This is a genomic window from Mycobacterium innocens, assembly GCF_900566055.1.
GTDB lineage: Bacteria > Actinomycetota > Actinomycetes > Mycobacteriales > Mycobacteriaceae > Mycobacterium > Mycobacterium innocens.
Window position 1 is genome coordinate 1 of the sequence record NZ_UPHQ01000120.1, and the last position, 5,689, is coordinate 5,689.

The window sequence follows — 5,689 nt, forward strand, 5'->3', positions numbered from 1 at the left end:
GGCAACGGCGGCGCCGGCGCGGGCGGTAACGGCGGCAGCGCGGTGATCATCGGCAACGGCGGCAATGGCGGAAACGGCACCGGCTTGGCAGCCGGGGGCAGCGGCGGCGCCGGCGGATTCCTCTTCGGCCAAAACGGGACGAACGGGGCGGCCTAGTTCGGGCGGGGACACCGCGGCCGTCAATCGAAACGGCGCAGCCGGCACACCATTCGGCGTGCTCACCGCCGTGCCGGAACATCACCGATCTGCTGCCAGAGTCCGCCACGTTCAGTAAGGTGACGGCGTGCCTGAGGTGGGTCGCGAGCGGCGTGCCGACGAGCCGGTCAGGCTCGACGCGCACGGCCGGCTGCAACGGTACGAGAAGGCATTCGCCGCCCTGGACGCGCCGTTTGCCTTCGTCGACCTCGACGCGATGTGGGCCAATGCCGGTCAGCTGCTTTCCCGCGCGGGTGACAAGCCGATCCGAGTGGCGTCGAAGTCGTTGCGGTGCAGGCCTTTACAGCGCGAAATCCTCGACTCGAACGTTCGGTTCGACGGGCTGATGACCTTCACGCTGGCCGAGACACTCTGGCTCGCCGACCACGGCTTCGACAACCTGCTGCTCGCCTATCCGACGACCGATCGGGCGGCATTGCCCAAGCTGGGCGGGCTGACCGCCGAGGACCCCGAACGGGCGCCGATCGTGATGGTCGACAGCGTCGAACATCTCGACCTGATCGAAAGTGCAACAACCAAGCCGGTGCGGCTGTGCCTGGACCTCGACGCCGGCTACTGGCGCGCCGGCGGGCGGGTGAAAATCGGGCCGAAGCGGTCGCCATTGCATACGCCGGAACAGGTACGAGCGCTGGCGGTGGAGATCGCCCGCCGGCCGTCGCTGGCCCTGGTGGCGTTGATGTCCTACGAGGGCCATATCGCCGGGTTCGGCGACAACGTGGCCGGCAAGTCCGCCCAGAACGCGGCCGTTCGGTGGATGCAGCGGCGGTCCTTCGCGGAGTTGCGGGAACGTCGCGCCCGCGCCGTCGAGCTGGTGCGTGATGTCGCCGACATCAAGATCGTCAACGCCGGCGGTACCGGCGACCTTCAGCTGGTTGCCCAGGAGCCGGCGATCACCGAGGCCACCGCCGGCTCTGGGTTCTACGCGCCGACCCTGTTCGACTCGTATTCGACGTTCACGTTGCGGCCGGCGGCGATCTTCGCGCTGCCGGTGTGCCGCCGCCCCGCCGCCGACACCGTGACCACGCTCGGGGGCGGCTATCTGGCCAGCGGGGTCGGCGCGAAAGACCGCATGCCCACCCCCTACCTGCCGAGCGGGCTCAAACTGGACCCGATGGAAGGTACCGGCGAGGTCCAGACGCCATTGTCGGGCCCGGCGGCCCGGCGACTGCAGATCGGCGACAAGGTGTATTTCCGTCACACCAAGGCCGGCGAGCTGTGTGAGCGGTTCGATCGGTTGTACCTGGTTCGGGGCGCGCAGATCGTCGACGCCGTCCCGACCTACCGGGGTGAGGGTCGCACGTTTCTTTAATGATGGAATGGTTCGCCTACCCGCTGTGCGACAAGGAGCTGCTATGACTGCGATCACCGCATTGCCGACCGAATTGGCCACGATGCGTGAGGTCATCGAGACGCTCGCACCGCTCGAACGCGGTGCCGGAGACCCCGGCGAGCAGGAGGCTGCGGTCAAGATCGTCGAGTACCTACGCGCCGCCGGTGCACAGAATGCGCGGATCGAAGAGGAACAGTTCTACGACGGCTACCCGCAGCTGCACGCCAAGCTGTCGGCGGTCGGGGTCGGCGCCGCGATCGCCGGCCTGATCAGCCGTCGGTTGCGGGTGCTTGCCGGGCTGGCGGGGCTGGGCGCGGGACTGGCGATCGCCGACGACTGTTCCAACGGGGTACGCGTCGTGCGCAAGAAACTCCAAAAGCCCCGAACGACATGGAATGTCGTGGCCGAAGCCGGCGACCTCACCGGCAAGCGGACGGTCGTGGTGTGCGCTCATCACGACGCCGCGCACAGCGGCAAGTTCTTCGAACCCGGCTATCAGCGGTTCTTCGTCGAGCGATTCCCGGGGATCGTCGAGCGCATCGACACCTCACTGCCGAACTGGTGGCCGTCGATCCTGGCGCCGATGGTGGCCGGTGCCGGCGCGCTGCGGAGCAACCGCAAGATGATGCTCGCCGGGGCCGCGATGAGCGCGATCGGGGTGGCGGCGTTCACCGACATCGCCCGTAGCCCGATCGTGCCGGGAGCCAACGACAACCTTTCCGCCGTGGCGCTGATCGTCGCGTTGGCCGAGCGGCTACGCGACCGCCCGGTGCAGGGTGTGCGGGTGCTGCTGGTATCGCTGGGCGCCGAGGAGCAATTGCAGGGTGGCATCTACGGTTTCATCGCTCGCCACAAGCCTCGGCTGGACCGCGACCACACCTACTTCCTCAACTTCGACACCGTCGGCTCGCCCGAACTCATCATGCTCGAGGGCGAGGGCACCACGATCATGGAGGACTACTACCATCGGCCCTTCCGCGACCTGGTGGCCCGAGCAGCCGAACGCGCTGACGCACCGCTGCGGCGGGGGCTGCGATCGCGCAACAGCACCGACGCAGTGATCATGAGTCGTGCGGGCTACCCGACCGCCTGCTTTTCTTCCTTCGACCGCCACAAAGCGCTGTCGAATTACCACCAGATGTCAGATACACCGGAGAACGTCGTCTACGAGACGGTGATGCACGCCACAACGGTGGCCGAATCCGTGGTGCGGGAGCTGGCCCGGTGAGCACCGTGTGGCGCAATTGGGCCGGCGAGCAGTTGTGCGCGCCGTCGCAGATTGTCCGGCCCACTTCCGAAGCCGAGTTGGCGGAGGTCGTCGTCAAGGCTGCGCAGCGCGGCGAACGCGTGCGCGCCGTCGGCACCGGGCATTCGTTCACCGACTGCGCCTGCACCGACGGCGTGATGGTCGACATGACCGGCATGCAGCGGGTCATCGACGTGGATGTGGCGGCCGGTCTGGCGACGGTGCAAGGCGGGGCCAGGCTGCACCCGCTGTTCGCGCAGCTGGCCGAGCGCGGGCTGGGCCTGGAGAACCAGGGCGACATCGACAAGCAGTCGATCACCGGGGCGACCGCGACCGCCACGCACGGCACCGGGGCGCGCTTCACCAACGTGTCGGCGCAGGTCGTTTCGCTGCGATTGGTCACCGCCGGTGGCGACATCCTGACCCTGTCGGAGGGTGACGACTACCTGGCAGCACGGGTGTCGATCGGCGCGTTGGGCGTGATCTCTCAGGTGACCCTGCGGGTGGTGCCGCTGTTCACGCTGCATCGCGACGACGAGCTGCGCCCGCTGGCCGATACGCTGGAGCGACTCGACGAGCAGGTGGACGGCAACGACCACTTCGAGTTCTTCGTGTTTCCCTACGGCGATACGGCGCTGACCCGCACCACGCGCCGCAGCGACGAGGAGCCCAGGCCGCTGCCGGTGTGGAAACGCCGGATCAACGACTACGCCGAAAACGCGGCGCTGAGCCTGATCTGCCGCACCGGTCGTCAATTCCCCAGTGCCGCCTCGGCATTGAACCGACTCATGACGAACTTGATGTCGCCGGCCACCGTCCAGGATCATGGCTGGAAGGTCTACGCGAGCGCACGCAACGTCAAGTTCACCGAGATGGAATACGCGATCCCGCGCGAACACGCGCGCGAGGGCGTGCAGCGGGTCATCGACCTTGTGCGCCGCCGCAACCTGCCGATCATGTTCCCGCTCGAGGTCCGCTTCGGCGCCCCCGACGACGCGTTCTTGTCGACCGCGCACGACCGCGACACTTGCTACATCGCGGTTCACCAGTACACCGGCATGGAGTTCGAAACCTACTTCCGCGCCGTCGAAGAGATCATGGACGAGTATGCGGGCCGCCCGCATTGGGGTAAGCGCCACTATCAAAGCGCCGGCACGCTTCGTGATCGGTATCCCGCTTGGGATCGCTTCGCGGCGGTCCGCGATCGCCTCGACCCCAACCGGGTCTTCCTCAACGACTACACCCGGCGGGTCCTCGGCCCCTGACGGGGCGACCATTGGCACCACTTGTAGGGACCAAAGTCCTTGGCTGGCAACATGCTAGTGACCGCGGCCATCAGGCATCGTAGCTTTGTCCGTGGAGCCACTATGACTGAATTCATGCGCAACAGCGATGCCTTTACCTGGGCGATGGAAACTGACCCACGGCTGCGGTCCACAGTGGTCACGGTCGTGCTGCTGGATCGATCCCCGGACTGGGATCAGATACGCCAACGCTTCGACCTGATCAGCCGGGAACTACCGATGTTTCGCCAGCGGGTGGTGGAATCTCCGCCGCCCGCACCGCCGCGGTGGGAGTACGACGCGGACTTCGACTTGGACTATCACATGCGGCGGGTGGCCGTTTCCGGAGCCGGCACCCTCGACGATGTGCTCGAGATGGCCCGAGTGGCGGAGATGCAGGATTTCGATCGGGCCCGGGCGCTCTGGGAGGCGACGCTGGTCGAGGGCCTGCACGACGGTGCCGCGGCGGTGATCTGCAAGTTCCACCATGCCCTCACCGACGGTGTCGGGGGCATCCAGATCGCGATGCGGCTATTCGACCTTTCCGAAGAGCATTACGAACTGGAGGCACTGCCTGCCGCAGCGGAGGTATCCCAACCGTCTCGCCTGGAGGGGTACCGCGATTCGTGGCGCTATAGCGCCTCGTTGCTTGCCAACGCAGTGACCGGCACGGCACGGCAGGTACCGCAACTGGTGTACGGCGGTATCCGGCGGCCCATCGCGACTCTCCGGTCGGCAGCGGCCAACGCTGCGTCGGTCTACCGGACGGTCCGGCCGCTCAACCGCACCGGTTCACCGCTGATCAGGGAGCGCGGGCTGATCCGGCGCCTCGGGGTGCACGAGGTGCCGCGGCTGCAATTGCGCGATGCCGCGCACCGGTGTGGCGGCGCGCTCAACGATGCGTTTGTCGCCGGGGTGGCTGGCGGGTTACGCATCTATCACGAAAAACACGGCGTTGCGGTTGGCGATTTGCACCTGACTATGCCGATCAGCTTGCGGACGGCCACCGATGACATGGGTGGAAACCGAATCACGTTGATGCGGTTCGACATTCCCGTCGGTGAGACTGACCCGGCGAAACGGATCAAGGCCATCCACGAGCGCGTCGGCGCGGTGCGGCAGGAAAAGTCGCTGCCCTACACCCAGGTGATTGCCGGCGTTCTCAACCTGATGCCGCGTTGGTACATCGGCTCGGTGCTGCGCCACGTTGATTTCCTGACCAGCGACGTACCCGGTATCCCGGTGCCGGTGTTTCTCGGAGGTGCGGCAGTGCGCACGCAATACGCGTTCGGCCCGACGATCGGCTCGGCCGTCAACGTCACGCTGCTGTCCTATGTCGACACCTGCTCACTGGGCATCGACGTCGACACCGCCGCGATCCCCGACTACGACGTCTTCCATGACGCTCTCGTCGCCGGCTTCGACGAAGTATTGGCGCTCGCAGGCTAATTCGTGTCAGCCCGGATGTTTCGTGGGGTTGACGTGGTGGCCTGATCGGGGCGGATTGTGGTTTTCGATCTTGATTTTCGGGTCGGGGGTGCGGTGGTGGGACCGGGTCAGCGGGGTTCTGCCGGGTTCCTTGGGCCCGGGGGGTCCTTTCGTGGGGTCGTGGGG

Annotated in this window: 4 protein-coding genes; all 4 read left to right on the top strand. The window is 66.7% G+C overall.

Going from position 1 to position 5,689, the window contains the following annotated elements; all coding sequences use genetic code 11:
* The first annotated feature begins 283 nt into the window (after positions 1-283).
* The 4 genes from EET03_RS13170 to EET03_RS13185 all read left to right on the top strand — a co-directional run bounded on the left by EET03_RS13170 (position 284) and on the right by EET03_RS13185 (position 5,524).
* Positions 284-1,525, top strand: coding sequence for an amino acid deaminase/aldolase (locus EET03_RS13170; RefSeq protein WP_075543470.1), 1,242 nt, complete (start codon positions 284-286; stop codon positions 1,523-1,525).
* A gap of 43 nt (positions 1,526-1,568) precedes the next feature.
* Complete coding sequence (locus EET03_RS13175; protein ID WP_075543471.1) at positions 1,569-2,774, top strand: M28 family metallopeptidase; 1,206 nt, start codon at positions 1,569-1,571, stop codon at positions 2,772-2,774.
* The gene (locus EET03_RS13180) at positions 2,771-4,057 is read left to right on the top strand and encodes a D-arabinono-1,4-lactone oxidase (protein ID WP_063471481.1); all 1,287 of its coding nucleotides are present in this window, start codon (positions 2,771-2,773) and stop codon (positions 4,055-4,057) included. Before EET03_RS13175 ends, EET03_RS13180 begins: the two co-directional genes overlap by 4 nt.
* A gap of 102 nt (positions 4,058-4,159) precedes the next feature.
* Positions 4,160-5,524 (top strand): wax ester/triacylglycerol synthase domain-containing protein, encoded by a 1,365-nt coding sequence (locus EET03_RS13185; RefSeq protein WP_075543472.1) that lies wholly within the window; start codon positions 4,160-4,162, stop codon positions 5,522-5,524.
* Positions 5,525-5,689 lie beyond the last annotated feature (165 nt).

Excerpts from the sequence above, each read along its gene's own strand:
- EET03_RS13175 (WP_075543471.1), top strand. The coding sequence starts at position 1,569 with ATGACTGCGATCACCGCATTGCCGACCGAATTGGCCACGATGCGTGAG.
- EET03_RS13185 (WP_075543472.1), top strand. The coding sequence starts at position 4,160 with ATGACTGAATTCATGCGCAACAGCGATGCCTTTACCTGGGCGATGGAA.